24 protein-coding genes are annotated in these 24,989 nt (G+C 73.6%); 12 read left to right on the top strand and 12 right to left on the bottom strand.

Annotated elements, in window-relative coordinates:
* The first annotated feature begins 16 nt into the window (after positions 1–16).
* The 4 genes from AMK16_RS31070 (at position 17) to AMK16_RS31055 (ending at position 6,540) form a co-directional block, all read left to right on the top strand.
* On the top strand, positions 17–2,353 hold the full coding sequence (locus AMK16_RS31070; RefSeq protein WP_073920668.1) for a molybdopterin oxidoreductase family protein: 2,337 nt from the start codon (positions 17–19) through the stop codon (positions 2,351–2,353).
* Positions 2,354–2,426: 73 nt separating this feature from the next.
* Complete coding sequence (locus AMK16_RS31065; RefSeq protein ID WP_073920667.1) at positions 2,427–3,923, top strand: CitMHS family transporter; 1,497 nt, start codon at positions 2,427–2,429, stop codon at positions 3,921–3,923.
* A 98-nt stretch (positions 3,924–4,021) separates the two neighbouring features.
* Positions 4,022–5,434, top strand: coding sequence for an aldehyde dehydrogenase family protein (locus AMK16_RS31060; protein ID WP_073920666.1), 1,413 nt, complete (start codon positions 4,022–4,024; stop codon positions 5,432–5,434).
* A gap of 26 nt (positions 5,435–5,460) precedes the next feature.
* A complete protein-coding gene (locus AMK16_RS31055; protein WP_073920665.1) occupies positions 5,461–6,540 on the top strand; it encodes a Zn-dependent alcohol dehydrogenase in 1,080 nt (359 codons plus the stop codon).
* A 127-nt stretch (positions 6,541–6,667) separates the two neighbouring features.
* Here the strand turns inward: AMK16_RS31055 and AMK16_RS31050 are convergent, their stop codons facing one another.
* Positions 6,668–7,396 (bottom strand): TetR/AcrR family transcriptional regulator, encoded by a 729-nt coding sequence (locus AMK16_RS31050; RefSeq protein ID WP_073920664.1) that lies wholly within the window; start codon positions 7,394–7,396, stop codon positions 6,668–6,670.
* Positions 7,397–7,474: 78 nt separating this feature from the next.
* Here AMK16_RS31050 and AMK16_RS31045 point away from each other — a divergent pair, with 78 nt between their 5' ends.
* The 3 genes from AMK16_RS31045 to AMK16_RS31035 all read left to right on the top strand — a co-directional run bounded on the left by AMK16_RS31045 (position 7,475) and on the right by AMK16_RS31035 (position 9,828).
* Positions 7,475–8,626 carry an acyl-CoA dehydrogenase family protein gene (locus AMK16_RS31045; RefSeq protein ID WP_073920663.1) on the top strand — a complete coding sequence of 384 codons (1,152 nt, stop codon included), beginning with the start codon at positions 7,475–7,477 and terminating at the stop codon, positions 8,624–8,626.
* Between the two features lie 180 nt (positions 8,627–8,806).
* Positions 8,807–9,094 (top strand): YiaA/YiaB family inner membrane protein, encoded by a 288-nt coding sequence (locus AMK16_RS31040; RefSeq protein WP_073920662.1) that lies wholly within the window; start codon positions 8,807–8,809, stop codon positions 9,092–9,094.
* Between the two features lie 107 nt (positions 9,095–9,201).
* Entirely contained in the window at positions 9,202–9,828 is a 627-nt protein-coding gene (locus AMK16_RS31035; RefSeq protein ID WP_073920661.1) for a TetR/AcrR family transcriptional regulator, read from the top strand.
* Between the two features lie 13 nt (positions 9,829–9,841).
* Here AMK16_RS31035 and AMK16_RS31030 read toward each other — a convergent pair whose 3' ends face one another.
* Positions 9,842–10,303: a MaoC family dehydratase gene (locus AMK16_RS31030; RefSeq protein WP_073920660.1), complete on the bottom strand. Its 462-nt coding sequence runs from the start codon at positions 10,301–10,303 to the stop codon at positions 9,842–9,844.
* Between the two features lie 109 nt (positions 10,304–10,412).
* On the opposite strand from AMK16_RS31030, the gene soxR reads away from it, so the two are divergent.
* Positions 10,413–10,856 (top strand): redox-sensitive transcriptional activator SoxR, encoded by a 444-nt coding sequence (gene soxR, locus AMK16_RS31025; protein ID WP_073920659.1) that lies wholly within the window; start codon positions 10,413–10,415, stop codon positions 10,854–10,856.
* Between the two features lie 350 nt (positions 10,857–11,206).
* On the opposite strand, the gene AMK16_RS31020 is transcribed toward soxR, so the two are convergent.
* From AMK16_RS31020 to AMK16_RS31010, 3 genes are all read right to left on the bottom strand, one after another.
* Complete coding sequence (locus tag AMK16_RS31020) at positions 11,207–11,788, bottom strand: hypothetical protein (RefSeq protein WP_073920658.1); 582 nt, start codon at positions 11,786–11,788, stop codon at positions 11,207–11,209.
* A gap of 96 nt (positions 11,789–11,884) precedes the next feature.
* Complete coding sequence (locus AMK16_RS31015; RefSeq protein WP_242439010.1) at positions 11,885–13,252, bottom strand: serine-threonine protein kinase; 1,368 nt, start codon at positions 13,250–13,252, stop codon at positions 11,885–11,887.
* A gap of 74 nt (positions 13,253–13,326) precedes the next feature.
* Entirely contained in the window at positions 13,327–14,655 is a 1,329-nt protein-coding gene (locus tag AMK16_RS31010) for an exo-beta-N-acetylmuramidase NamZ family protein (RefSeq protein WP_073920657.1), read from the bottom strand.
* Between the two features lie 86 nt (positions 14,656–14,741).
* Between AMK16_RS31010 and AMK16_RS31005 the strand changes: the two genes are divergently transcribed.
* The 3 genes from AMK16_RS31005 (at position 14,742) to AMK16_RS30995 (ending at position 17,929) form a co-directional block, all read left to right on the top strand.
* Entirely contained in the window at positions 14,742–15,515 is a 774-nt protein-coding gene (locus tag AMK16_RS31005; protein WP_199885648.1) for an SDR family oxidoreductase, read from the top strand.
* Positions 15,516–15,595: 80 nt separating this feature from the next.
* Positions 15,596–17,275, top strand: coding sequence for a class I adenylate-forming enzyme family protein (locus tag AMK16_RS31000; RefSeq protein WP_073920727.1), 1,680 nt, complete (start codon positions 15,596–15,598; stop codon positions 17,273–17,275).
* A 48-nt stretch (positions 17,276–17,323) separates the two neighbouring features.
* Positions 17,324–17,929, top strand: coding sequence for a TetR/AcrR family transcriptional regulator (locus tag AMK16_RS30995; RefSeq protein ID WP_073920655.1), 606 nt, complete (start codon positions 17,324–17,326; stop codon positions 17,927–17,929).
* A 124-nt stretch (positions 17,930–18,053) separates the two neighbouring features.
* Here the strand turns inward: AMK16_RS30995 and AMK16_RS30990 are convergent, their stop codons facing one another.
* From AMK16_RS30990 to AMK16_RS30960, 7 genes are all read right to left on the bottom strand, one after another.
* Entirely contained in the window at positions 18,054–19,268 is a 1,215-nt protein-coding gene (locus tag AMK16_RS30990) for an acyl-CoA dehydrogenase family protein (protein WP_073920654.1), read from the bottom strand.
* A gap of 11 nt (positions 19,269–19,279) precedes the next feature.
* Positions 19,280–20,320, bottom strand: coding sequence for a phosphotransferase family protein (locus AMK16_RS30985; protein WP_073920653.1), 1,041 nt, complete (start codon positions 20,318–20,320; stop codon positions 19,280–19,282).
* A gap of 192 nt (positions 20,321–20,512) precedes the next feature.
* Complete coding sequence (locus tag AMK16_RS30980) at positions 20,513–21,424, bottom strand: MBL fold metallo-hydrolase (RefSeq protein WP_073920652.1); 912 nt, start codon at positions 21,422–21,424, stop codon at positions 20,513–20,515.
* A gap of 159 nt (positions 21,425–21,583) precedes the next feature.
* Positions 21,584–21,880: a hypothetical protein gene (locus tag AMK16_RS30975; protein WP_073920651.1), complete on the bottom strand. Its 297-nt coding sequence runs from the start codon at positions 21,878–21,880 to the stop codon at positions 21,584–21,586.
* A 94-nt stretch (positions 21,881–21,974) separates the two neighbouring features.
* The gene (locus AMK16_RS30970) at positions 21,975–22,298 is read right to left on the bottom strand and encodes a DUF202 domain-containing protein (RefSeq protein WP_073920650.1); all 324 of its coding nucleotides are present in this window, start codon (positions 22,296–22,298) and stop codon (positions 21,975–21,977) included.
* Complete coding sequence (locus AMK16_RS30965; RefSeq protein WP_073920649.1) at positions 22,295–22,693, bottom strand: YidH family protein; 399 nt, start codon at positions 22,691–22,693, stop codon at positions 22,295–22,297. The genes AMK16_RS30970 and AMK16_RS30965 overlap by 4 nt, the downstream gene beginning before the upstream one ends.
* Before the next feature lie 9 nt (positions 22,694–22,702).
* Entirely contained in the window at positions 22,703–23,233 is a 531-nt protein-coding gene (locus tag AMK16_RS30960) for an NUDIX hydrolase (protein WP_443333625.1), read from the bottom strand.
* A 75-nt stretch (positions 23,234–23,308) separates the two neighbouring features.
* On the opposite strand from AMK16_RS30960, the gene AMK16_RS30955 reads away from it, so the two are divergent.
* A complete protein-coding gene (locus AMK16_RS30955) occupies positions 23,309–24,964 on the top strand; it encodes an FAD-binding dehydrogenase (protein WP_073920648.1) in 1,656 nt (551 codons plus the stop codon).
* Positions 24,965–24,989: the final 25 nt, after the last annotated feature.

Here is a 24,989-nt window from a genome sequence, read left to right as displayed (position 1 = left end):
GCCCCTGGGAGGGCCCATGCCCCGCACCGCCCCGCGCATCTGCCCCCTGTGCGAAGCCACCTGTGGCCTCACCCTCACCATCGAAGGCAGCGCCGTCACCGGCGCCCGCGGCGATCGCGACGACGTCTTCAGCCGGGGCTTCATCTGCCCCAAGGGCGCGGCCTTCGGAGCGCTCGATTCCGACCCCGACCGGCTGCGGACCCCCCTGGTCCGCCGCGACGGCCGCCTCCAGGAGGCCACCTGGGAAGATGCCTACGACACCATCGCCGCCGCCGTCCCCGCCCTCCTGCGGCAGTACGGCGCCCAGTCGGCCGGCGTCGTCCTCGGCAACCCCAACGTGCACACCATGGCCGGCGCCCTCTATCCGCCGCTGCTCCTCAAAGCCCTGGGCACCCGCAACCTGTTCACCGCCAGCACTCTCGACCAGATGCCCAAGCACGTCTCCAGCGGTCTCCTCTTCGGCGATCCCTTCGCCATCCCGGTCCCCGACCTCGACCGCACCGACTTCCTGCTGCTCCTCGGCGCCAACCCGGTCGAGTCCAACGGCTCCTTGTGCACCGCACCCGACTTCCCCGGCAAACTCAAGGCCCTGCGCGCCCGCGGCGGCACCCTCGTCGTCGTCGACCCGCGCCGGACGCGCACCGCCAAGCTCGCCGACCAGCACCTCGCCCCGCGACCCGGCAGCGACGCGCTGCTGCTCGCCGCGCTCGCCCACACGCTGCTCGACGAGAAACTCGCCGCCCCCGGAGTCCTGGAGGAAGCGACCGAGGGGCTCGGGGAACTCGCCGCCGCGCTCGGGAGTTTCACCCCTGAGGCCGTGGCCCCCGCCTGCGACCTCACGGCCGCCGAGATCCGCGGCCTCGCCCGCGAGCTCGCGGCCGCGCCCACGGCCGCCGTCTACGGGCGGATCGGCAGCTGCACCGTCGAGTACGGCACCCTCGCCAGCTGGCTCGTCGACGTACTGAACATCCTCACCGGCAACCTCGACCGGCCGGGCGGAGCCCTCTTCCCGCTCTCCGCGACGGCGCCCGCACCCCGGCCGGCCGGGCCCGGCAAGGGCTTCGCCCTCGGGCGCTGGTCCAGCCGGGTCAGCGGCCACCCCGAGGCGAAGGGCGAACTCCCCATGGCCGCACTCGCCGAGGAGATCGAGACCCCTGGCGATGACCGGATCAGGGTGTTGCTCGCCATCGCCGCCAATCCGGTGCTCTCCGCGCCCGACGGGAACCGGCTCGACCGGGCGCTGGCCGGCCTCGACTTCATGATCTCCGTCGACCCGTACCTGAACGAGACCTCCCGCCACGCCCACGTCGTGCTGCCCCCGCCGCCGCCCTCCCAGAGCGCGCACTTCGACTTCGCGTTCAACGGGTTCGCCGTACACAACCAGGCCCGCTACTCGCCGGCCGCCGTCCCGCTGGAGGAGGGGCGGATGGACGAGTGCGAGATCCACGCACGGCTGATCCTCGCCGTCTCCGGCATGCACGGCGCGGCCGAGCCCGCCGCCGTCGACGAGATGGCCATCCAGGGGGCCCTCGCCAAGGAGACGGCCGCCCCGCACTCCCCGCTGCACGGCGAGGACCCGGCGCGCCTCGCCGGTCTCCTGACGGGCGACCGCGGCCCCGAGCGCCGGCTCGACCTGATGCTCCGACTCGGCCCCTACGGGGACCAGTTCGGCGCACGGGCCGGCGGCGCACCCACCACCACCGGTTCACGCACCACCGGTTCACCCACCACCGGCGCACCCACCACCGGCGTGCGTACCGGCGGCGCAGGGGAGCCGGGATGCCCGCCGGACGGGCTCAGCCTCGACCGGTTGCTCCGGCAGCCGCACGGCATCGATCTGGGGCCGCTGCGGCCGCGCCTCGGAAGCGTGCTGAAGACCCGCAGCGGCAGGATCGAGCTGCTCCCGGACCCGATCGCGGCCGAACTGCCCAGGCTGCGCGCGGCGCTCGCCGACCGCCCCGCCGCCCTGGTGCTCGTGGGCCGCCGCCACCTGCGGTCCAACAACAGCTGGTTGCACAACGTCCCGGCCCTCACCGGAGGTTCCAACCGCTGCACCCTCCAGGTCCACCCGCACGACGCGGACCGGCTCGGCCTCGCCGACGGGGGCCGCGCCCGGGTCACTGCCGAGGGAGGCAGCCTGGAGGTCGCCGTGGAGATCACCGACACCCTCCGCACCGGCGTCGTGAGTCTCCCGCACGGCTGGGGCCACGACCGCGCCGGAGCGCGCCTCTCCGTGGCCTCCGCCACCCCCGGAGTCAATGTCAACCAGCTGCTCGACGGCAGCCGCCTCGACCCGCTGTCGGGCACGGCCGTGCTCAACGGCTTCCCCGTCCACCTTGCACCCCTGCTCTGAGCTGGGGTTTTGCTCGTATTGCTCACAGGCCGACGTCTTGTTGGCGTAAGGAGGAGGCACCTACGTTCCCAGCATGCTGACCTTCCTCGGCTTCGCCATGATCGCGACTTTCCTGGTCCTGATCATGATGAAGAAAATGTCGCCCATCGCGGCGCTCGTCCTCATCCCGGCCCTCTTCTGCGTGTTCGCAGGCAAGGGCGCCCACCTCGGTGACTACGTCATCGACGGGGTCGGCAAACTCGCGCCGACCGCCGCCATGCTGATGTTCGCCATCGTCTACTTCGGCGTGATGATCGACGTCGGCCTCTTCGACCCGGTCGTGCGCGGCATCCTGCGGTTCTGCAAGGCAGACCCGATGCGCGTGGTGGTCGGCACCGCCGTCCTCGCCGCGATCGTCTCGCTCGACGGTGACGGGTCGACCACGTTCATGATCACCGTCTCGGCGATGTACCCGCTCTACAAGCGGCTCGGCCTGAGCCTGGTGGTCATGACGGGCGTCGCGGCCACCGCCAACGGTGTCATGAACACCCTGCCCTGGGGTGGCCCCACGGCCCGCGCCGCCACCGCCCTCAAGGTGGAAGCCGCCGACATCTTCGTGCCGATGATCCCGGCCCTCGCGATGGGCCTGCTCTTCGTCTTCGTACTGGCCTACGTCCTCGGGGTGAAGGAACGCCGCCGGGTCGGTCTGCTGGCCATGCCGGTGGACGCCGGGGCCGGGGCGGCGGCGGACGGCGACGGCGCCGGGCATGCCCGGGCCGCCGAGGGGGAGCGTGCGCCGGAAGCCGCGTCCGCCCTGGTCGCCGCCGGTACGGGAGGCTCGGCCGGCCGGGCCGGCGCACCCACGGGTACGTCCCGCGCCGCGTCCGCCGGTCCGGCCGCCCCCGTGTCCGCCGCCGCACCGGTCGCCGGACCCACCGCCGACGACGGCTTCAAGGGCCTCGATCCGCACCGCGCCACCCTGCGCCCCCGCCTGTACTGGTTCAACGCCGTCCTCACCGTCACCCTCCTGACCGCGATGATCATGGAGTTGCTGCCCATCCCGGTACTGTTCCTGCTCGGCGCCGCCCTCGCCCTGACCGTGAACTTCCCCCACATGCCCGACCAGAAGGCCCGCGTCGCCGCGCACGCCGACAACGTCCTCAACGTCGCCGGCATGGTCTTCGCGGCCGCCGTCTTCACGGGCGTCCTGTCCGGAACCGGCATGGTCAAGCACATGGCCGACTGGCTCGTCGGCGCCATCCCGGACGGCATGGGCCCGCACATGGCCCTCGTCACCGGCCTGCTCAGCCTGCCGCTCACCTACTTCATGTCCAACGACGGCTTCTACTTCGGCGTGCTGCCCGTCCTCGCCGAGGCCGGCGCCGCCCACGGCGTCTCCTCCCTGGAGATCGCCCGCGCCTCCCTGGTAGGCCAGGCCCTGCACATGTCCAGCCCGCTGGTTCCGGCCGTCTACGTCCTCGTCGGCATGGCCAAGGTCGAGTTCGGCGACCACACCCGGTTCACCGTGAAGTGGGCGGCGCTGACCTGCCTCGTCGTCCTGGCGTCAGGGATGCTTTTCGGCATCATCTGATCCCCGTCCCCCCTGGCGCCCGGAAAACTACCGGCGCTAGTTTGTAGGGTGTCCGCGAGGTCGGCTCTACGCGCTGGTGCGTACTCGGGAGGAATGCCATGAAGGCCCACGACGGGATGTACATCGGCGGCGCATGGCGGCCCGCCGCCGGACGCGACCGGATCGAGGTCGTCAATCCGGCCGACGAGCAGGTCATCGGCACGGTGCCGGCGGGTACGGCCGAGGACGTGGACGCCGCCGTGCGCGCGGCCCGCGCGGCCTTCCCCGGCTGGGCGGCCACGGCTCCGGCCGAGCGGGCCGCCCTGATCGGCGCCCTCCGCGACGTGCTGGCCGCCCGCAAGGGCGAGATCGCCGAGACGATCACCGCCGAACTCGGCTCACCGCTGGGCTTCGCCGAAATGGTCCATGTCGGCTCGCCGATCGCCGTGGCCTCCTCCTACGCCGAGCTCGGCGCCTCGTACGCCTTCGAGGAGCGGCTCGGGAACTCCACCGTCCTGCTGGAGCCGGTCGGTGTGGTCGGAGCCATCACGCCGTGGAACTACCCGCTGCACCAAGTCGTTGCAAAGGTGGCGCCCGCCCTCGCCGCCGGCTGCACCCTGGTCCTCAAGCCCGCCGAGGACACCCCGCTGACCGCACAGCTCTTCGCCGAAGCCGTGCACGAGGCGGGCATCCCGGCCGGAGTCTTCAACCTGGTGACCGGTACCGGTCCGGTCGCCGGGCAGGCCCTGGCCGAACACGAAGGAGTCGACCTCGTCTCCTTCACCGGTTCGACCGCCGTCGGCAAGCAGATCGGCGCCACCGCCGGCGCCGCAGTCAAGCGGGTCGCCCTCGAACTGGGCGGAAAATCGGCCAATGTCATCCTGCCCGGCGCCGATCTCGCCAAAGCGGTCGCCGGCGGCGTCGGCCACGTCATGAACAACACCGGCCAGAGCTGCAACGCGCTCACGCGCATGCTCGTCCACCGGGACCAGTACGAGGAGGCCGTCTCGCTCGCGGCCGCCGCCGTCGCCAAGTACCCCACCGGCGACCCGACCGACCCGGCCACCCGCCTCGGCCCGGTCGTCAACGCCAAGCAGCACGAACGCGTGCGCGGATACATCGCCAAGGGCATCGAGGAGGGCGCCCGCCTCGTCGCCGGCGGCCCCGACGCGCCGCACGAGCGGGGGTACTTCGTCGCCCCGACCGTGTTCGCCGACGTCACCCCCGACATGACCATCGCGCAGGAGGAGATCTTCGGCCCCGTGCTGTCGATCCTCCCCTACGAGGACGAAGAGGAGGCGCTGGCGATCGCCAACGGCACCGTCTACGGCCTCGGCGGCGCCGTCTGGGCGGCGGACGAGGAGACGGCCGTGGCCTTCGCCCGCCGCATGGACACCGGCCAGGTGGACATCAACGGCGGCCGCTTCAACGTGCTCGCGCCCTTCGGCGGCTACAAGCAGTCGGGTGTCGGGCGCGAACTGGGCCCCCACGGCCTGGCGGAGTACCTCCAGACCAAGTCCCTGCAGTTCTAGCCGCCCCCGATACGGAGACGACGATCATGGTCCGCGCCGCCATCCTGCCCGCCGTCGGAGCCCCGCTGGAGATCCGGGAGATCGTGCTGCCCGATCCCGGACCCGGACAGGTCCGCGTCCGCCTCACCGCAGCCGGGGTCTGCCACTCCGACCTCTCGCTCACCAACGGCACCATGCGGGTCCCCGTCCCGGCCGTGCTCGGCCACGAGGGCGCGGGCACCGTCCTCGCCGTCGGGGAAGGCGTCACCCACGTCGCCCCCGGCGACGGGGTGGTGCTCAACTGGGCCCCGTCCTGCGGGGAGTGCCACCACTGCACCATCGGCGAGGTCTGGCTCTGCGCGAAGGCGCTCAGCGGGGTCGGTGCCGTCTACGCGCACGACGCCCAGGGGACCGAGCTCCACCCCGGGCTGAACGTGGCCGCGTTCGCCGAGGAGACCGTCGTCGCGGCGAACTGCGTGCTGCCCGCCCCCGCCGGCATCCCCCTCGCCGAGGCGGCCCTGCTGGGCTGCGCGGTCCTCACCGGCTACGGCGCCGTCCACCACAGCGCCCAGGTCCGGCCCGGCGAATCCGTCGCGGTCTTCGGAGTCGGCGGCGTCGGCCTGGCGGCCCTCCAGGCCGCCCGGATCGCCCAAGCCGGTCCCGTCATCGCCGTCGACGTGTCCCCGGCGAAGGAGGAACTGGCCCGGGCGGCCGGCGCCACCGACTTCGTCCTCGCCTCCGACACCACCGCCAAGCAGATCCGGTCCCTCACCGGCGGGCAGGGCGCGGACGTCGCCGTCGAATGCGTCGGCCGGGCGGAGACCATCCGCGGCGCCTGGGAGTCCACCCGCCGCGGCGGACGCACCACGGTGGTGGGCATCGGCGGCAAGGAGCAGCAGGTCACCTTCCACGCCCTGGAGATCTTCCACTTCGCCCGCACCCTCACCGGCTGCGTCTATGGCAACAGCGACCCCGCCCGCGACCTCCCGGTGATCGCCGAGCACGTGCGTGCGGGCCGCCTGGACCTCGGCGTCATGGTCACCGACCGCATCACCCTCGACGGTATCCCGGCCGCATTCGAAGCCATGCTCGCAGGCAAGGGCGGCCGCTCCCTGGTCACGTTTTAGGCTCCGGGCGCCCCCGGCTTCCGGGCGCGCCCCGGCCTCCGTCCCGCCCGGCCCCCGCCCGGCCTCCGTCCCGCCCGGCCCCGCGCGGGACGGGGTCCGGCGGCGGGGTGCAAGGCAGGGCCGGGGTTCAGGTGGAGGGCTTTTCCCTCAGGGCCTCGTACTGGAGGGCCAGGCCGTCCAAGAGGGCCGTCAGGCCCGTCTCGAACGCGCCCTCGTCCACCTCCCGCTGGCGCTCGGCCAGCAGATGGGCCTGGCCCAGGTGGGGGTAGTCCGAGGGGTCGTAGGCCGCCTCGTCGTCCACGAAACCCCGGGCGAACGAGGCCACCGCCGAGCCCAGGATGAAGTACCGCATCAGCGCGCCGATCCGGGTCGCCTGCGCCGGGGGCCAGCCCGCCGCCGTCATGGCGCCGAACACCGCGTCCGCCAGCCGCAGGCCCGCAGGGCGCCGGCCCGGTCCGCGGGCCAGGACGGGCACGATGTTCGGATGGTCGGACAGGGCGTCCCGGTACGAGTGGGCCCAGGCGTGCAGCGCCCCCCGCCAGTCCCTCTCTCCACCCCCCGCGTCGCCCCCGGAGCCGGCGCCGCCGGCGTCCGCGCCCTCATTCCCGCCCTCGCCCCCACCCTTGCCCTCGCCCTCGAACATCGACAAGTCGACTCGGGCGCTCACCGCGTCGGCGACGGCCTCCAGGATCTCGTCCTTCGTGCGGAAGTGGTTGTACAGGGAAGGCCCGCTCACCCCGAGAGCGGCGGCCAGCCGCCTGGTCGAGACCGCATCCAGCCCTTCGGCGTCCACCAGCGCACCCGCCGCCTCGACGATGCGGTTCCTGCTGAGAAGGGGCTTGCGCGGTCTGGCCATGCGCCACATAGTAGGGCCTGCCCGCCATAAACTACCGGTGCTAGTTAAAGGCCGGACGAGACGTCCCGGAGGTGCCCGGTGAACCTGGAGCTGAGCGAGGAACAGAGCGCCGTACGCCGGCTGGCCCGCGAGTTCACCGACCGCGAGGTGGCTCCGTACGCCGCCGAGTGGGACCGCGCCGAGAGCGTGGACCGCGCCATCGTGAAGAAGCTCGGCGCCCTCGGCTTCCTCGGGCTGACCGTCCCCGAGGAGTACGGCGGCTCCGGCGGTGACCACCTCGCCTACGTACTGGTCACCGAGGAGCTGGGCCGCGCGGACTCCGCCGTGCGCGGCATCGTCTCCGTCTCCCTCGGCCTGGTCGCCAAGACCATCGCGGCCTGGGGCACCGAGGAGCAGAAGCGGTCCTGGCTGCCGCGGCTGTGCTCCGGGGACGCCCTCGGCTGCTTCGGCCTGACCGAGCCCGGCACCGGCTCCGACGCCGGGAACCTCACCACCCGCGCCGTCCGCGAGGGGGATTCCTACCTCGTCAGCGGCAGCAAGATGTTCATCACCAACGGCACCTGGGCGGACGTCGTGCTGCTCTTCGCCCGCACCAACGACGAGCCCGGCCACCGCGGTGTCTCCGCCTTCCTCGTCCCCGCCGACAGCCCCGGCCTGACCCGCCGCGAGGTCCACGGCAAACTCGGCCTGCGCGGCCAGGCCACCGCCGAACTCGCCTTCGACTCCGTGCGCGTCCCCGCCTCCGCGATGCTCGGCCCCGAGGGCAAGGGGTTCTCGGTCGCCATGTCCGCGCTGGCCAAGGGGCGGATGTCGGTCGCCGCCGGCTGCGTCGGCATCGCCCAGGCCGCGCTCGACGCGGCCGTCTCGTACGCCGCGCAGCGCGAGCAGTTCGGCAAACCGATCGCCCACCACCAGCTGGTCCAGGAGCTGATCGCCGACATCTCCGTCGACGTGGACGCCGCCCGCCTGCTGACCTGGCGCGTCGCGGACCTGATCGACCGCGGACAGCCCTTCGCGACCGAGTCCTCGACCGCCAAGCTCTTCGCCTCGGAGGCGGCCGTCCGCGCCGCGGGCAACGCCCTCCAGGTGCACGGAGGTTACGGCTACATCGACGAGTACCCGGCAGGAAAGCTGCTCAGGGACGCCCGCGTCATGACCCTCTACGAAGGCACCAGTCAGATCCAGAAGCTGCTGATCGGCCGCGCGCGCACCGGGGTCTCCGCCTTCTGACGACGCCCTGACTCCGCCTCCGGCCCCGCCTCCCGGCCCCGATCCATCAACGGACCCCGCCGCATCAACGGACCCCGCCGCCCCGGCGGCCCCGGCCGCCCCGCCCGCGGCCCCGGGCTGAGTACCCGGATGAGTACGCATACGGATGTGACCCGGCCCGCCGCGCCCGATGCTCGACCCATGAACGAGACACCGGTCAAGCAGCAGAGCACGGGGGCGTACTACGGCCAGGCGGTCGCCTCCTTCGGCATCGCCATCGGCGCCGTGGCCGTGGGGATCTACAACCTGGAGGTCGACGGCTGGGTCCGCGCCTTCCTCGGCATCGCGGTCCTCTACCTCACCACCTCGGCCTTCACCCTCGCCAAGGTGGTCCGGGACCGCCAGGAGGTCACCCAGATCGTCAGCCGGGTCGACCAGGCCCGGATGGAAAAGATGATGGCGGAATACGACCCCTTCGCCCCCAAGTAGCCCCCCGGGCAGCCGCCCGCGCCGGGGGCGCGCCCGCGCACCCTAAGCGCTTGCTCACCCCTCCGGTAGGGTGTTCACTCCCACACGGCGAAGAGGGTGAGTGAGCGATGGACAGCGCGGAGGAGACGGCCGGCGGCTACCAGCCGTGGTCCGAGGTCACCCCCGACGCCGCGCGGCGGCTGCTCGTCGCCGCCGTCGAGGCCTTCGCGGAGCGCGGGTACCACGCCACCACGACGCGTGACATCGCGGGCCGGGCCGGGATGAGCCCGGCCGCGCTGTACATCCACTACAAGACCAAGGAAGAGCTCCTCCACCGGATCAGCCGGATCGGCCACGACAAGGCCCTGGAGATCCTCACCTCGGCGGCCGACGGTCCGGGCAGCGCCGCCGATCGGCTCGATGCGGCCGTACGGTCCTTCGTGCGGTGGCACGCGGCGCACCACACCACGGCGCGCGTGGTCCAGTACGAGCTCGACGCTCTCGCTCCGGAGCACCGCTCCGAAATCGTGGCACTGCGCCGGCGGAGCGACGCCGCCGTCCGCCGCATCCTGGCGGACGGGGTCGGAGCGGGAGAGTTCGACGTCCCCGACGTCCCGGGCACCACCCTCGCCGTCCTCTCGCTCTGCATCGACGTCGCCCGCTGGTTCAGCGCGGCCGGCCGGCGCACGCCCGACGAGGTCGGCACGCTCTACGCCGACCTCGTGCTCCGCATGGTGGGCGCCCGCACCCGGTAGTCGGTCCGCGCGCTCAGAAGTAGTAGCGGGACACCGATTCGGCCACGCAGACGGGCTTGTCGCCACCCTCACGCTCGATGGTGACGGTCGCCGTGACCTGCACCCCGCCGCCGGCCTCCGTCACTTCGTCGATGACGGCGCCGGCGCGCAGCCGCGACCCGACCGGCACCGGCGCCGGGAAACGCACCTTGTTGACCCCGTAGTTGATGCCCATCTTCATGCCCTCGACGCGCATGATCTGTGGGACCAGGCTCGGCAGCAGGGACAGGGTCAGGTAGCCGTGCGCGATCGTCGAGCCGAAGGGCCCCTCGGCCGCCCGCTCCGGGTCCACGTGGATCCACTGGTGGTCACCGGTGGCGTCCGCGAAGAGGTCGATCCGCTTCTGGTCCACCTCCAGCCACGCGCTGGGCCCGAGCGGCACGCCTGTTGCGGCGCGCAGCTCCTCGGCGGACGTGAAGATCCTCGGCTCGGCCATGCCCCGGTCCTGCCTCTCACTCACGGAAAGCGCTGGGCGAATAAGCGCTTGCTCAGGATGCTGGGACCGTATGTGTATGTCAACGGACCCTCCGACTACCCTCGGCGGGGTGCCGCAGATTCCCGAGACCGTTCACGAACTCACCGTCGGCCAGCTGTCCGCCCGCAGCGGCGCGGCCGTCTCCGCCCTGCACTTCTACGAGTCCAAGGGCCTGATCAGCAGCCGCCGCACCTCGGGCAACCAGCGCCGCTACACCCGTGACGCGCTGCGCCGGGTCGCCTTCGTGCGCGCCGCCCAGCGCGTGGGCATCCCGCTCGCCAGCATCCGCGAGGCGCTCGCCGAGCTGCCCGAGGAGCGCACCCCCACCCATGAGGACTGGGCCCGTCTCTCGGCGGCCTGGCGCACCGAGCTCGACCGGCGGATCACCCGTCTCAGCCGTCTGCGCGACCACCTGGCGGACTGCATCGGCTGCGGCTGCCTCTCGCTGGAGACCTGCGCACTGTCCAACCCGGACGACGTCTTCGGCGAGCGGCTCACCGGCTCCCGGCTGTAGCCGCCGAGCCCCGCACCGCCGTACCCGTCCCGCCCGCCGCGTCCCGCGCCGCCGTACCCGCCCCGCCCTCCCGGTCCGCGGGCCCGTGCCACACGGCGCGGCCAGGCGCAGCACCGGCCAGGCGGCGTCGTTTCGCCCGTACAGCACCACCGCCACCGGCGGCAGCCCGCGCAGCCCGGCCACCAGCGCCGGATCGGCCGTCGCGAGCTCGGCCAGGAGCCGGACCCGTCCGGGCTCACGCAGCGGCAGGCCCGGCTCCCGCGGCGACACCGGCACCGCCGCGCCGTCGGCCGCGCTCCACTCACCGTTCAGCGACACCGGCAGCGACACCGGCAGCGACACCGGCAGCCTCACGCAGCCCCCGCCGTCGGGGCGTCCGCCAGCGCCGGTCTGGGCACCACGATCCCGCAGCCCGCGCACACCGGACCGTCCCAGGCCCAGGCGCCCTCCCAGGCGCCCACCGCGGGCACGGCGGACCACCGCAGCTCCTCGTCCCCGCAGACCGGGCAGGCGGTGCCGGGCGCCGACTCCAGCGCCCGCACCAGCCGCCGCAGCACCTCGCCCAGCGTGCCCTCCGGCCGTACGCCCGGATCCGCGCACCGCACCACCGCGTCCCCGCTGCCGCCCCAGGCCCACTCCGGCCGGCGCAGACCGTGGTGCTTCTCCCGCCGCCGCCGCTCCGCGAACTGCCGCTCGTACGCCAGCCAGACCGACCGCGCGTCCTCCAGCTCCTCCAGGGCGGCGACCAGCCGCAGCGGATCGGCCCCCCGGTCCTCGGGGGCGATCCCGTGCCGGTCGCACAGGTGCCACCACGTGGCCCTGTGCCCGTACGGGGCGAACCGCTCCAGGCAGCGGCGCAGGGAATGGCGCCGCAGGGCACGGTCATTGCGCGCGTCGCGCACCTGGTAGGCCAGACTCCGGAATCCCGCCATCACACCTTCACCTCCACCGATGTGCTCCAACATGCCCGGTTGAGGCCGGGGGCATGCGGGGGCGGCCGAGGCGTGCGGGAGGCACATGGCCGGAAGTCAACGCCCCATGCGCCCCGCAGACACCACCAGCCGTGCCAGTTCCTCGTGGCAGATGTCGCTGTGCGCCCCTGACGGGACGCCGCCGCGCCGCACCACCGAGGCCGCGTCCACACTGACGCAGCCCGCCCCCGGCACCCCCTCGCGCAGGGCGGCGTCGAGGGTCAGCCGGGGCGCACCAGGCACGGCCTGCACCCCGTCGTGCCCGAGGGCCCCCCAGCGTTCGTCGAAGCCCAGCAGACCGGCCGAATCCCCTGCCATCCGGGAGGCGAGCGGGTAGAACACGCCGAGGGAGGTGTCGTGCCGCGAGTGGCAGGCCACCACCGGCCCGTCGACCCGCCGCTGCAGGCCGCCCAGGGCGCCGCCGCGGTCGTGGTCGTGCGGCAGCCGGTCGCTGAAGGCGTAGTGGGAGAACGCGCCCTGCAGCAAGGTCAGCGACCGCACGAACCGGGCGTCGTCCGGTACGCCGCGCAGTGCGAAGGACGCCACCCGCGCGCCGAAACTGTGGCCGACCAGATGGACGCGCAGGCCGGGGCGCAGCCGCGCCAGGGCCGTCAGGACCGGGCCGAGCCCACGCTCCCCGACGACGCCCGCCCGCTTCTTCATCTGGTAGTACGTCGCCTGCCGCAGCAGCTCCTTCGCGCCGCTCCACAGGGCGCGGGGCGGATCCCCGGGCGACACCTCCCGTGCGCCGGTGTCCCCGGCCGCGGGGTCCGCCGCGCCGACACCCCCCTGCGGGGCGGACGCCTCGGCCAGGCCGAGGGTGAGGGCCCGGCACACCTCCAGGACGTCGGCGGTGAAGATCAGGGGGACCGCCGCGGGGGAGTCGCCGTCGACGGCGTCCACCCCGGCCAGCTCCCGTACGAGCGCACCGAACTCGATGAACGCGGCCTGGGACTCCGGGCACCGCGCCAGCAGTTCGGCCACGCGGTCCAGCTCCGTCCGCCGCCCGGGCCAGAAGTCGCCGAGCGCCCGGCGGGTGCCGGGATCCAGCTCCGGCCCGGAGCCCGGCTCCATGTGGGCGCCGGGCTCGTCGAAGTCCGGTATCGGCTCGTCGGAGAAGCGGATCGACGGCCATACGACGCCCACGTACCCCAGGCGCACCTGCGGTCCCACCAGCCCCGGGAAGGGGGTGAAGAACCGGTCGTAGAGCCTGGTCGCGGTGGACCGGTCGCTGTTCCAGCCGTGCGCGAAGACCAGCAGGTCCGTGGCGTCCATCCCGGCCACGGCGCTCAGGGTGGCCGGGTCCGCGTCCCCCTCGGAGTCGAAGGTCAGCTCCGCGTACGGACCCACTGCGATCCCGGCCTGGGCGGCGGTCCGCTCCCCGGCCACCTCCCCGTCCCGTATGCCGTCACCGATGTCCGCCATGTCGCCACGCCCCCCTCACGCCGTACGTCCGCGGGGCCGGCACCGCGCCGGCCCTTCCCACGGCTAGAGGATGCTCAGCGGTAGAGCAGGTACTCCCCGCGCGCCGCCTCGAATCGGGCCAGCCCCGCCGCCCAGTCCCCGGCGATCTCCTCCACCCCCGCACCCGCGTCCACCAGCCGCCGCACCCGGTCCGATCCCGTGAGCCGGTCGATCCAGTGGTCCGGGCGCCACGCGAAACCGCTCCAGGTCCGCCGTGCGGTGACCAGCAGCCCGATCCCGGCCCGGACCGGGTCGAAGGCCGCCCGGTCGTGCACGATCAGCCGGACCCCGCCGCACGGCCTCCCGGCGTGCTTGGAGAAGGCCGGCGTGAAGTACGTCTCCCGGAACCACACCCCGGGCAGGCCGAGCGCGTCCGCCGCCTGTGCCCACCGCCGGTCGACGCCCTGCGCGCCGACCACCTCGAAGGGCGTGGTCGTGCCGCGCCCCTCGGACAGGTTCGTCCCCTCGAACAGGCAGGTGCCGGCGTACACGAGCGCCGTGTCCGGGGTCGGCATGTTGGGGCTCGGCGGCACCCAGGGCAGGCCCGTCTCGCCGAAGAACGACTCCCGCCGCCAGCCGGTCATCGCCACCGTCCGCAGCCTGACGGGGCGGTCGTTGAGGAAACGGCCGTTGAACAGCCGCGCCAGTTCGGCCACCGTCATCCCGTGCGCGAGCGCGATCGGCTCCCGGCCCACGAAGCTCGCGTACGGCCGCTCCAGCACCGGCCCCGAGGCCCGCCGGCCGCCCACCGGGTTGGGCCGGTCCAGGACCACGACGGCCTTGCCCGCGAGGGCGGCCGCGCGCATGCAGTCGTACAAGGTCCAGATGTAGGTGTAGAACCGCGCCCCGACGTCCTGGATGTCGAACAGGACGGTGTCGACCCCCGCCGCCGTGAACACGTCGGCCAGGCGCTGCCCGCTCGTGTCGTACGTGTCGTACACCGGCAGTGCGGTCGCCGGGTCCCGCGAGGTCCCCTCGGAGCCGCCCGCCTGGGCCGTCCCGCGGAAACCGTGCTCGGGCCCGAAGACCGCGACCAGGTCGACGCGTTCGTCCGCGTGCAGCACGTCGACGAGGTGGCGGGCGTCGGCGCTGATTCCGGTGGGGTTGGTGACCACCCCGATCCGCTGCCCGGCCAGCTCGGCGTACCCGTCCGCGGCCAGGCGCTCGAAGCCGGTCCGCACCCGGCCCGGACCCGCCCCGGTGCCCGCTCCGGTCTCGCGGGGACCGGGCGCACGACCGGCGGCCCGCGCCGCCCCGGACGTGCCCGCGGTGCCGGCGGCCCGCGCCGCCCCGGACGTGCCCGCGGCAACGGCCATACCCACGGCCCCCGCCCGTCCCAGCGCCCCGCGTCGCGACAGATCCATCCGGCCACGCTAGGGGGCACGCCTCTTCCCTCCGCACATACCGACTGGTTAGTCTGCCGTGCATCCGGCATCCGGCCGCACGAGAGGTGATCCCCGTGAGCGCGTACCAGGACCAGCGAGTCGTCGTCACCGGGGCGGGCGGGGGGATCGGCGCCGCCCTCGCCCACCGCTTCGCCGACGAGGGCGCCACGGTGGTGGTCAACGACCTCGACGCCGCCCGGGCCGCCGCGGTGGCCGGCGCGATCGGAGCCCGCGCCATCCCGGTGCCCGGCGACGCGTCGGAGGTCGTGGCCGAGGCCCGGGAGGCCCTCGGCGGCCGGATCGACGTGTACTGCGCCAACGCCGGGCTCGCCTCGGGCGGCGACGCGTTCGCCGACGAGGCCGTCTGGGAGGCCGCGTGGGACACCAATGTCATGGCCCACGTGCGCGCGGCCCGGCTGCTCCTGCCGGACTGGCTGGAGCGGGAGACCGGCCGCTTCGTGTCCACCGTCTCGGCCGCCGGGCTGCTCACCATGATCGGGGCGGCCCCGTACAGTGTCACCAAGCACGGTGCGCTCGCCTTCGCCGAATGGCTCTCGCTGACCTACCGCCACCGCGGTGTCCAGGTCCACGCCATCTGCCCGCAAGGGGTGCGCACCGACATGCTGACGGCCGCGGGATCGGCGGGCGAACTCGTCCTCGCGCCGACCGCGATCGAGCCGGAGGCGGTCGCCGACGCACTGTTCGAGGGCATGGAGAAGGGCCGGTTCTTGATCCTCCCGCACCCCGAGGTGGCGGACTTCTACGCCGCCCGCGCCACCGAACCGGACCGCTGGCTGAGCGGGATGAACCACCTCCAGCAAAAGTGGGAGGAGCAGTGACCCCGCCTTCCGCGAACCCCTCGCGTTCCGCGAACCCCTCGCGTTCCGCGAACCCCTCGCCCTCCAGCGCCTCGCCTTCCGTGAGCGCCTCGCCTTCCACGAGCCCCTCGGACTCCCCGTACGCCGCCAAGCCCTGGCTGGGGCTGCTCACCCCCGCCCAGCGCGCGCCCGTCACGCCGCCGCCCACCGTGCTGCACGCCTTCCGCGAGGCCGTCACCCGGGCCCCCGAACGCACCGCGCTGGCCTACTTCGACGGCCGCACCGGCTACGCCGAGGCCGACGCGCTCTCCGACTCCGTCGCCGGCCACCTCGCGGCGCGTGGCATCGCCCGCGGCGACCGGGTCGCCGTCATGCTGCAGAACACCCCGCACTTCGTGCTCGCCGTCCTCGCCGCCTGGAAGGCCGGGGCCGTCGTCGTCCCGCTCAACCCCATGTACAAGTCCGGCGAGGTCGGCCACATCCTGCGCGACTCCGGGGCCGCCGCGCTGGTGTGCGACGCCCGGGCGTGGGCGGCGTACCTGCGCGAGGCCGCGACGGGAACGGCCGTACACACCGCCCTGACCGCCTGCGACCTGGACTTCCAGACCAGGAACGACCAGCGGGTCCTCACCCACGGGCGCGAACCGCAGGCCGCCGACGCCGCCGACCTCACCGCCGTGGCCCGCCGGGGCCACCCCGCGCCGCCGGACCCGCACCTCACCGCCGCCGACACCGCGCTCATCAGCTACACCTCCGGCACCAGCGGGACCCCCAAGGGCGCGATGAACCCGCACGGCGCCCTCACCTACAACGCGGTGCGCCAGGTCACCGGGCACCCCGTCCCCGAAGGCGCCACCTACTTCGCCCTCGCCCCCCTCTTCCACATCACCGGCATGGTCTGCGAGCTCGCCGCCTGTTTCGCCAACGCCGGCACCCTCGCCCTCGCCCACCGCTTCGAACCCGGCGTCGTCCTCGACGCCTTCGCCGAGCACCGCCCCGCCTACACCGTCGGCCCCGCCACCGCCTTCATGGCCCTGGCCGCCCATCCCGGCGTCACCCCCGGCCACTTCGCCTCGTTCCAGGTGATCTCCTCCGGCGGAGCCCCCCTGCCGCCCGCGCTCGTCGAACGGCTGCGCGGCGCCTTCGGCTTCTACCTCCGCAACGGCTACGGCCTCACCGAGTGCACGGCCCCCTGCGCCTCCGTCCCCCCGCACCTCGAAGCCCCCGTCGACCCGGCCTCCGGGACCCTCTCGGTCGGACTCCCCGGCGCCGACACCGTGGTGCGCATCCTCGACGAACAGGGCGCCGAGGTCCCCATCGGCGAGAGCGGGGAGATAGCCGTCCGCGGCCCGCAGGTCGTGCCCGGCTACTGGGGGCTGCCCGCCGACACGGCCAAGGCGTTCCCGGCCGGTGAACTGCACACCGGGGACGTCGGTTTCATGGACGCCGACGGCTGGCTCTACGTCGTCGACCGCAAGAAGGACATGATCAACGCCTCCGGCTTCAAGGTGTGGCCGCGCGAGGTCGAGGACGTGCTCTACAGCCACCCCGCGGTACGCGAGGCGGCCGTCGTCGGCGTCCCGGACCCCTACCGCGGGGAGAGCGTGAAGGCGTACGTCAGCCTGCGTCCGGGGGCCCGCGTGGAGCCGGCGGAGCTGTCCGCGTACTGCGCCGAGCGCATCGCCGCCTACAAATACCCGCGGCAGGTGGAGATCCTGCCTGTCCTTCCGAAGACGACCAGTGGCAAGATCCTGCGACGGGAACTACGCGAGCGCGGCTGAAAACAGTCGGTTGCTCGGACAGCTGTATGGGAAGGGAAGGTCGGCGCCATGGCCGCCAGGACAACGGAAACCGAAGGCACGCACGAGGCCCCGGTACCGCAGCGGCTGCTGGCCGTCGCCACCCGGCTCTTCGCCGACCGCGGCTACGACCGCACCTCCGTCCAGGAGATCGTCGAGGCGGCCGGGGTCACCAAGGGCGCGCTGTACCACTACTTCGGGTCGAAGGACGACCTGCTGCACGAGGTGTACGCGCGGATGCTGCGCCTGCAGCAGCAGCGGCTCGACGCGGTGGCCGGCTCCGACGCGCCCGTCGAGGAGCGGCTGCGGGCGGCCGCGGCCGATGTCGTGGTCACCACCATCGAGAACCTCGACGACGCCATGATCTTCTTCCGGTCGATGCACCAGCTGAGCCCGGAGAAGTTCAAGCAGGTGCGGGCCGAGCGCCGGCGCTACCACGAGCGCTTCCGGGCGCTGGTCGAGGAGGGGCAGCGGGCGGGGGTGTTCTCCACCGCCACGCCCGCCGACCTGGTGGTGGACTACCACTTCGGGTCGGTCCACCACCTGTCCACCTGGTACCGCGCGGACGGCCCGCTCACCCCGCAGGAGGTCGCCGACCACCTCGCCGACCTGCTGCTGCGCGCGCTGCGGCCGTAGGAGCCGGGACACGGGAACGCGGGAAGCGGGCGAGAGGCGCGGGGGCCGGCGGGAGCGTCGGGCCGGGCGGGGGCGGGCCGGGAGGGGACGGGCGGGGACGGCCTGCTCCCCGCCCCGCCGCCGGTTACCGGTAGCGCTTCAGCTCGCGCCGTGCCAGGGAACGCTGGTGCACCTCGTCCGGACCGTCCGCCAGCCGCAGCGTCCGGGCCGCGGCCCACAGTTCCGCCAGGGGGAAGTCCTGGCTCACCCCGCCCGCGCCGTACAGCTGCACCGCCTGGTCGAGGATCCCCACCACCGCGCGCGGAGTCGCGATCTTGATGGCCTGGATCTCGGTGTGCGCGCCGCGGTTCCCGGCCGTGTCCATCAGCCAGGCCGTCTTCAGCACCAGCAGCCGCAACTGCTCCACCGTGACCCGGGCGTCCGCGATCCAGTTCTGCACGACGCCCTGCGCGGCGAGCGGCTTGCCGAAGGCCGTACGGTCCACCGCGCGCCGGCACATCAGCTCGATGGCGCGCTCCGCCATGCCGATCAGCCGCATGCAGTGGTGGATGCGGCCCGGGCCGAGCCGGGCCTGGGCGATGGCGAAGCCGGAGCCCTCCTCGCCGATCAGGTGCGACGCCGGCACCCGCGCCCCGTCGAAGACGACCTCGGCATGGCCGCCGTGGTCGTGGTCCGCGTAGCCGTAGACCGTCATCGCCCGGCGCACCTCCACCCCCGGGGTGTCGCGCGGCACCAGGATCATCGACTGCTGGCGGCGCGGGTCGGCGCCCTCCGGGTCGGTCTTGCCCATCACGATGAAGACCGAGCAGTCCGGGTTCATCGCCCCGGAGATGAACCACTTGCGCCCGGTCACCACGTACTCGTCACCCGCGCGCTCGATCCGCGTCTCGATGTTCGTCGCGTCCGAGGAGGCCACCTCGGGCTCGGTCATCGCGAAGGCGGAGCGGATCTCGCCCGCCAGCAGCGGCTCCAGCCACTGCTTCTTGTGCTCCTCGCCGCCGAACTGCGCCAGCAGTTCCATGTTCCCGGTGTCCGGAGCCGCGCAGTTGGTCGCCATCGGCGCCAGGTGCGGACTGCGGCCGGTGATCTCGGCGAGCGGGGCGTACTGGAGGTTGGTCAGCCCGGCGCCGTACTCCGCATCGGGCAGGAAGAGGTTCCACAGGCCCTGGCGGCGCGCCTCGGCCTTCAGTTCACCGAAGACGGCCGGGGTGTCCCAGGGCGAGGCCAGCCGCGCGCGCTGCTCGGCGGCGACGGGCTCCGCCGGGTAGACGTACTCCTCCATGAACGCGAGCAGCCGCTCGCGGAGTTCCTCGGTCCGGGCGTCGAATGCGAAATCCATGGGTGCGTGCCTCAGCCTTCGTGGAGTTCCTGGAGGGTGGTCAGACCGTGCTCGATGAAGACCGGGACCAGCTCGCCGATCCGGTCGAAGCCCGCGCCGACGGTCTGCCCCAGCGTGTAGCGGTAGTGGATGCCTTCGAGGATCACCGCGAGCTTGAACCAGGCGAAGGCCGTGTACCAGGCGATCGCCCCGGTGTCCCGCCCCGAGCGGGCGGCGTAGCGCTCGACGAGCTCCGCGGGCGCCGGGTGGCCGGGCGCCCCGCTGGTGGTGCTCACCGGCGACTCGGGCAGCCCCAGGTCCGAGCTGTACATCACCAGCAGCCCGAGGTCCGTCAGCGGATCGCCCAGCGTGGACATCTCCCAGTCCAGCACCGCCCGGATCGCGTCCTGCGGACCGCCGATCAGGACGTTGTCCAGCCGGAAGTCCCCGTGCACCACGGTGGGCGCGGGGGAGCGGGGCAGAGCCCGGCCCAGCGCGCCGTGCAGCTCGTCGATCCCGGCGAGCTCCCGGCCGCGGGAGGCGGCGAGCTGCTTGCCCCAGCGGCGCAGCTGCCGGTCGAGGAAACCCTCGGGACGCCCGAAGTCGCCCAGGCCCACGGCCTCGGGGTCCACCGCGTGCAGGTCGACCAGGGTGTCCACCAGGCCCAGCACCGCCCGCCGCGTGCGCTCGGGCCCGAGCGCGGCGAGCTCGTCCGCCGTGCGGTAGGGCACCCCGTCCACGTACTCCATGACGTAGAACGGCGCGCCGATCACCGACTCGTCCTCGCAGAGCAGCACCGTCCCGGGCACCGGTACGGCCGTCCCGTGGAGCGCCGTGATCACCCGGTGCTCGCGCCGCATGTCGTGCGCGGTGGCCAGGACGTGACCGAGCGGGGGGCGGCGCACCACCCAGTGGTGGGAGCCGTCGGTGACGGCGTAGGTGAGGTTCGACCGTCCGCCCTCGATCAGCCGGCCGCTCAGGGCCCCGGCCACGAGCCCGGGCCGTGCGCCGTCGAGATGGTTGCGCAGCCGCTCCAGGTCGAGGCCTCGCGGATGGTCCGGGCCTGAGGTCATGGTGGGCACCTCCGTGCGGTTGACGATGACGGGACGGGTTGCTCAGAGCCATCATGCCGACCAGTCGGTATGCCGTCCATAGGGCGGGCCGAAGTACTCCCCCGACCGCGTCATGCTGCGCCGCGCCGCCCGCGCCCCGCCGCGCCCCGCCGTGCCTGCCGTGCCGCGCGGCGGGCCCGCCGGACCGTCCGCTCAGGCGTGGCAGAGGATCGGCGTGCCCCCGTTCATCACCGTCATGTCCTTCAGCACCGCCAGGATGTCCAGGGGCGCACCCTCCGGCTCCCCGGCCAGTTCCGCGTACGCCCGGTGCAGGTTCGCCACCAGCCGCTCGCTCTCCCGCCAGGAGGCGAACTCGCCGAGATCGCTGCGGCGGGCCGTCTCCAGCGGGGTCAGCCCCTGCGCCCTGCCCTCCCGGGCCAGTTCGGCCACGAACCGCAGGTACCGCTCGGTGGCCTCGTACGCCGACCCGTCGGTCAGCGGCCCGTGGCCCGGCACGACGGTCTGCGCGTCCAGCGAGCGCAGGAGTTCCAGCGCCCGCAGCGAACCGGCCAGCGAGCCCATCGCGAGGAACGGCGTCCCCCCGGCGAAGACCAGGTCGCCGGTGAAGACGACCCGCTCGCGCGGCAGCCACACGATGGAGTCGCCGGTGGTGTGCGCGACGCCCGGGTGGATGACCTGCACCTGCGTCTCCCCGACGTACAGGGTCATCCGGCCACTGTAGGTCAGGTCGGGCGCCGTGATGCCTATCGCCCCGAAATCGGTCGCGGGCCAGATCATCTCCAGCTGGTGGCCGGCGGCGAGCTGCTCGGCCCGCGCGTTGTCGTGCGCCAGGATCAGTGCCTCCGGGGCGAACACCCCGTTGCCGTAGGTGTGGTCCCCGTGGTGGTGGGTGTTCACCACGGTGCGGGGGAGCGGCACTCCCGCGGACGCGACCGCCTCGCGCAGTGCCAGGGCCCGCCGCTCGGTGGCGGCCGTGTCGACGAGCAGCGTGCGGCCGCCGTCGCTGACGAAGCCGGCGTTGTTGAGGCACCAGCCGCCGTCCGGCTGGACGTAGGCGTACACCCCGGGCGCGGGCTGCACGAGATAGGGCTCGTCGACGGTCATCTGCACTCTCCCCCGGTCGCTGTGACGGACGGTCGGCATCCTGCCAGTCGTCACGGCGCCGGGGGAGGGGGCGGGTGCGCCCCCTGCCGCCAGTGCGGTCAGGGGCGGGGGCGACGGCAGGGGCGGCCGGCGGGCGTGCCCGGCGGCGCGCCCCGCCGGTCAGTGGTCGTCGTAGTGGCCGTCGTGCTCGGCGTGCCGGTGCCCGTCGTGCAGGTAGTCGACGTGGTCGCCGTGGCGGACGGACGCGTGCCCGCAGTCCGGGCCGTGGGCGTGCGCGTGGCCCTCGTGGGTGGCGTGTCCGGGGCTCTCGCACTCGTCCCAGTGGCCGGAGTGCTCCCGGTGGAGGTGGCCGTCGTGGGCGTAGTCGACGTGGTCGCCGTGCGGGACCGCCGGGTGCCCGCAGTCGGCGCCGTGGACGTGCTCGTGCGTGGGGTGTTCGTGGTGCAAGGTCGTCATGGAGCAGAGGCTAGTGCGCATCGTGTACGAATCACCCCGCTATCGCCCGTTCTGTCCAAGTGGCGTGGCGGAGCCGGACCGTCCGGTCGACCGCTCAGACGACCACGGCCACCGCGAACGCCGCGAGCCCCACCGTGCACGCGGCCGCCGCCAGGGCCGCCCCCGGTGCGAGCCCCGGCGGCCGGGCGGCGGCCAGCGACCGGATCCGCCGGTGCGCCACCCCCAGGAAGGCCAGCCAGATCAGCGCGATCACCGCCGCCCCACCCACCTCCAGTGGCCCGCCTGCGCCGCGCAGCGCCTGCCGCAGCGCCAGCACCGCGACGACCGAGCAGGCCAGCGTCGTACGCCGCCACGCGAGCCGGGTGCGTTCGGGCTGCAGTCCGATGTCCCGCCCCCCGCCCCCCGCCGCCCCGCTCACCGGCCCGCCGTCCAGCCCATCAGCACGACCACCACCATCGCCACGGCCACCAGAGCGACCCCGGCGCTCAGCACCACCGGGAACCGTGACAGCGGCAGACCCTCGCCCCGCCGCATCGCCCGCTCGCACCGCACCCAGTGGTTCACCGCCCGCACCGCGCACGCCGCACCCACCGCGAGCAGCACGAAAGTCAGCCCGACGCGCACCCCCCACCGCAGGTCCGGCAGGAACTGGTCGACCGCGAAACCGCCCCCCACCAGCGCCAGCGCGGTCCGGATCCAGGCCAGGAAGGTCCGCTCGTTGGCCAGGGAGAAGCGGTAGTCGGGGGTCTCGCCCTCCTCCTCCAGCCGTGCGGGTGCGAACCAGAGGCGCACGTCCTTGACGAAGTCGATCACGCGGTCAATCTACTGGCGCACCCGCCGGAACTCCCGCAGCCGCCGGTACGCCTCCAGCCCGTCCGGCACCCAGACCCACGGCCCCTGTGCCACCCGCCGGTCCAGCTCCTCCGGCGGGAGGAAGGTGTGCCAGTCCACCTCCGACTCCTGCGGATCCACCGGCACCTCGCAGCGCACCTCGTGCACGTACGACCACCAGGCCCCGCCCGGGCCTTCGTACAGGAACTTGAACAGCGGTACCGGCGCCGCCAGCCCGGACACCCCCAGCTCCTCCTCGGCCTCCCGCAGCGCGGCCCCCGCGTAGTCCTCCCCGGCGCCCAGCACCCCGCCCACGAACATGTCGTAGTGCGAGGGGAACACCAGCTTCGAGGCGGTCCGCCGGTGGACGAAGATCCGCCCGCCGGCGTCCCTGGCCTGCACGAACACACAGCGGTGGATCAACCCGCGGGCGTAGACCTCACCGCGCGGGGCCCGTCCCGTCACCCGGTCGTCCCGGTCCACCACGTCCAGTACTTCATCAGCGGCACTCACACGGCCCATCCAACCACCGCTGTTGACTGGTTACCGCTCCGTAGCAAAGGATCTGCCCCACCACCGACGGAGGACGGGAATCGCATGACGTACGACGCAGACGTGATCGTGATCGGGGCCGGCCTGGCGGGGCTCGCGGCCACCGCCGAACTCGTCGACGCGGGCCGCAAGGTCATCCTGCTCGACCAGGAGCCCGAGCAGTCGATCGGCGGCCAGGCGCACTGGTCCTTCGGCGGCCTGTTCTTCGTGGACTCGCCCGAGCAGCGCCGGATGCGGATCAAGGACACGCGCGATCTCGCCCTCCAGGACTGGCTGGGCACCGCCGGCTTCGACCGCGAGGAGGACGCCTGGCCGCGCCGCTGGGCCGAGGCGTACGTGGACTTCGCGGCCGGCGAGAAGCGCCCCTGGCTGCACGCCCAGGGCGTCCGGTTCTTCCCCGTCGTCGGCTGGGCGGAACGTGGCGGCTACGACGCCGACGGGCACGGCAACTCCGTCCCCCGCTTCCACATCACCTGGGGCACCGGTCCCGGCCTGGTGGAGCCCTTCGAGCGGCGCGTGCGGGCCGGGATGGCGCGCGGCCTGGTCCAGCTGCGGTTCCGGCACCGGGTGACGGGCCTCTCCCGTACCGCGGGCGCGGTCGACACCGTGACCGGCGAGGTCCTGGAGCCCTCCGGCGCCGTACGGGGCACGGCCAGCAGTCGCGAGGCCACCGGGGCCTTCTCGCTGCGGGCCCAGGCCGTCATCGTGACCAGCGGCGGCATCGGCGGCAACCACGACCTCGTACGCGCGCAGTGGCCCGCCCGGCTCGGCGCCCCGCCGCGGCGCATGCTCTGCGGGGTCCCCGCGCACGTGGACGGCCTCATGCTCGGCATCACCGAGGCCGCCGGCGCCAGCCACATCAACAAGGACCGGATGTGGCACTACACGGAGGGCATCGAGAACTGGGACCCGATCTGGTCCCGGCACGGCATCCGCATCCTGCCGGGCCCCTCCTCGCTGTGGCTGGACGCGACGGGCAAGCGGCTGCCGGTGCCGCTCTTCCCGGGCTTCGACACCCTCGGCACCCTCGACCACATCATGAGGACCGGGCACGACCACACCTGGTTCGTCCTCAACCAGCGGATCATCGGCAAGGAGTTCGGGCTGTCCGGCTCCGAGCAGAATCCGGACCTGACCGGCCGCTCGGTCCGCGACGTGATCGACCGGGCGCGGCAGGCCGTTCCGGGGCCGGTCAAGGCATTCATGGACAAGGGCGCCGACTTCGTCGTCGAGCGGGACCTGTCCGCCCTGGTGCGCGGGATGAACGCGGTCACCGAGGACGACCTGATCGACGAGGCCGCCCTGCGCCGGGTGATCACCTCCCGGGACCGGGAGGTGGCCAACCCCTTCACCAAGGACCTCCAGGTGGCGGCCATCCGCGGCGCCCGCAAGTACCTCGGCGACAAACTGATCCGCACGGCCGCCCCGCACCGGATCCTGGACCCCAAGGCCGGTCCGCTGATCGCGGTACGGCTGTCGGTCCTGACCCGCAAGTCCCTGGGCGGGCTGGAGACGGACCTCTCCTCGCGCGTCCTGACGCCCGGCGGCGAACCGCTGCCCGGCGTGTACGCGGCGGGCGAGGCGGCCGGCTTCGGCGGCGGCGGGGTGCACGGCTACCGCGCCCTGGAGGGCACCTTCCTGGGCGGCTGCATCTTCTCGGGCCGGACGGCGGGCCGGGCGGCGGCCAAGGCCGTCGCCTGACCCCGCCCCCGGGGCCTGCGGGCCC

Origin of the sequence: Streptomyces sp. CB00455 (genome assembly GCF_001905445.1) — a bacterium.
In the GTDB taxonomy this organism is placed as follows: Bacteria; Actinomycetota; Actinomycetes; order Streptomycetales; family Streptomycetaceae; genus Streptomyces.
Note: the sequence above shows the minus strand (reverse complement) of the source record. Positions and strands in the feature narration are given on the sequence as shown.

What these genes read in the sequence shown, in the direction of transcription:
- AMK16_RS31070 (WP_073920668.1), top strand. Translation starts at nt 17, where the DNA reads ATGCCCCGCACCGCCCCGCGCATCTGCCCCCTGTGCGAAGCCACCTGT.
- AMK16_RS31065 (WP_073920667.1), top strand. Translation starts at nt 2,427, where the DNA reads ATGCTGACCTTCCTCGGCTTCGCCATGATCGCGACTTTCCTGGTCCTG.
- AMK16_RS31060 (WP_073920666.1), top strand. Translation starts at nt 4,022, where the DNA reads ATGAAGGCCCACGACGGGATGTACATCGGCGGCGCATGGCGGCCCGCC.
- AMK16_RS31055 (WP_073920665.1), top strand. Translation starts at nt 5,461, where the DNA reads ATGGTCCGCGCCGCCATCCTGCCCGCCGTCGGAGCCCCGCTGGAGATC.
- AMK16_RS31050 (WP_073920664.1), bottom strand. Translation starts at nt 7,396, where the DNA reads ATGGCCAGACCGCGCAAGCCCCTTCTCAGCAGGAACCGCATCGTCGAG.
- AMK16_RS31040 (WP_073920662.1), top strand. Translation starts at nt 8,807, where the DNA reads ATGAACGAGACACCGGTCAAGCAGCAGAGCACGGGGGCGTACTACGGC.
- AMK16_RS31035 (WP_073920661.1), top strand. Translation starts at nt 9,202, where the DNA reads ATGGACAGCGCGGAGGAGACGGCCGGCGGCTACCAGCCGTGGTCCGAG.
- AMK16_RS31030 (WP_073920660.1), bottom strand. Translation starts at nt 10,303, where the DNA reads ATGGCCGAGCCGAGGATCTTCACGTCCGCCGAGGAGCTGCGCGCCGCA.
- AMK16_RS31020 (WP_073920658.1), bottom strand. Translation starts at nt 11,788, where the DNA reads ATGGCGGGATTCCGGAGTCTGGCCTACCAGGTGCGCGACGCGCGCAAT.
- AMK16_RS31015 (WP_242439010.1), bottom strand. Translation starts at nt 13,252, where the DNA reads ATGGCGGACATCGGTGACGGCATACGGGACGGGGAGGTGGCCGGGGAG.
- AMK16_RS31010 (WP_073920657.1), bottom strand. Translation starts at nt 14,655, where the DNA reads ATGGATCTGTCGCGACGCGGGGCGCTGGGACGGGCGGGGGCCGTGGGT.
- AMK16_RS30995 (WP_073920655.1), top strand. Translation starts at nt 17,324, where the DNA reads ATGGCCGCCAGGACAACGGAAACCGAAGGCACGCACGAGGCCCCGGTA.
- AMK16_RS30990 (WP_073920654.1), bottom strand. Translation starts at nt 19,268, where the DNA reads ATGGATTTCGCATTCGACGCCCGGACCGAGGAACTCCGCGAGCGGCTG.
- AMK16_RS30985 (WP_073920653.1), bottom strand. Translation starts at nt 20,320, where the DNA reads ATGACCTCAGGCCCGGACCATCCGCGAGGCCTCGACCTGGAGCGGCTG.
- AMK16_RS30980 (WP_073920652.1), bottom strand. Translation starts at nt 21,424, where the DNA reads ATGACCGTCGACGAGCCCTATCTCGTGCAGCCCGCGCCCGGGGTGTAC.
- AMK16_RS30975 (WP_073920651.1), bottom strand. Translation starts at nt 21,880, where the DNA reads ATGACGACCTTGCACCACGAACACCCCACGCACGAGCACGTCCACGGC.
- AMK16_RS30960 (WP_443333625.1), bottom strand. Translation starts at nt 23,233, where the DNA reads ATGGGCCGTGTGAGTGCCGCTGATGAAGTACTGGACGTGGTGGACCGG.
- AMK16_RS30955 (WP_073920648.1), top strand. Translation starts at nt 23,309, where the DNA reads ATGACGTACGACGCAGACGTGATCGTGATCGGGGCCGGCCTGGCGGGG.